The following is a 1395-nucleotide window of genomic DNA, read 5'->3' on the forward strand; positions in this document are numbered from 1 at the left end:
ACGCGCGCCGCCGTCACGCGGTCCACTCGGCCGGGAACCGTCACGGTCGCCGCCACGGAAGCCGCCCTCACGACGGTCACCGCCGCGGAAGCCACCCTCACGGTCACCGCCGCGGAAGCCGCCCTCGCGGGGGGGACCGGAACGGGTGCGATCGCCACCCTGGTAGCCGCCCTCACGACGGTCACCGCCACGGAAGCCACCGTCGCGGTCACCACCACGGAAGCCGCCCTCACGACGGTCACCCCCGCGGAAGCCACCGTCGCGGTCACCGCTGCGGAAACCACCCTCACGCGGAGCGCTGGAACGGGAACCGTCCCGGTCGCCACCACGGAAACCACCTTCGCGACGGTCACCCCCGCGGAAGCCACCGTCGCGGTCACCGCCGCGGAAACCACCCTCACGCGGAGCGCTGGAACGGGAACCGTCCCGGTCGCCACCACGGAAACCGCCTTCGCGACGGTCACCGCCGCGGAAGCCGCCCTCACGCGGGGCGCTCGAGCGCGAACCGTCGCGGTCGCCGCCCCGGAAACCACCCTCACGAGAGGGGCCGGAACGGGTGCGATCGCCGCCACCCTGGTAGCCGCCCTCACGACGGTCACCCCCGCGGAAACCACCGTCGCGGTCACCGCCCCGGAAGCCACCCTCACGGGGGGCGCTGGAACGCGAACCGTCCCGGTCACCGCCGCGGAAACCGCCTTCGCGACGGTCGCCGCCGCGGAAACCACCGTCGCGGTCGCCGCCGCGGAAGCCACCCTCACGGGGGGCGCTGGAACGCGAGCTGTCCCGGTCACCGCCGCGGAAACCACCTTCGCGACGGTCACCGCCCCGGAAACCACCCTCACGCGGGGCGCTGGAACGCGAACCGTCGCGGTCGCCTCCCCGGAAGCCACCCTCACGCGGGGCGCCCGAGCGCGAACCGTCCCGGTCACCGCCGCGGAAACCGCCTTCGCGACGGTCGCCACCGCGGAAACCACCCTCACGCGGGGCGCTGGAGCGCGAACCATCGCGGTCGCCACCCCGGTAACCACCCTCACGGGGGGCGCTGGAACGCGAACTGTCCCGGTCACCGCCACGGGAACCAGAGTCACGGCCGCCGGCGTAGCCGCCGCGGGCGCCGCCAGCGCTGTCGCGGTCTCCCCGGTACGGGGGCCGGCCTTGGTCATCGCGGCGCGGGCCGCGGTCGCGTCCGCCCGCACCGTCAGTACGGTCTTCGTAGCGACGGGGACGGTCTCCGCCCTGCGGTCCTGAACTCACAGGTACATCCTTCCTGATTGCGCCACCAATGGCGCTACGCAGTCGAGGGCCGACCCGGATGGGGCGGCCCTCGACTGGAAGATTGTTAGGCGGCCGGGGAAAAAACCCCACCCAACCAAATGGCGGAAACACAGGGCCAGT

Annotated in this window: 1 protein-coding gene; it reads left to right on the forward strand. The window is 73.5% G+C overall.

Annotation, left to right across the window (positions count from 1 at the left end; translation table 11 throughout):
- Positions 1-1248: hypothetical protein (locus AB0C01_RS08130; protein ID WP_357570694.1), on the forward strand; the 1248-nt coding region annotated here is incomplete at its 5' end.
- Positions 1249-1395 lie beyond the last annotated feature (147 nt).

The organism is Micromonospora sp. NPDC048905 (genome assembly GCF_040649655.1).
Classification (GTDB): Bacteria; Actinomycetota; Actinomycetes; order Mycobacteriales; family Micromonosporaceae; genus Micromonospora.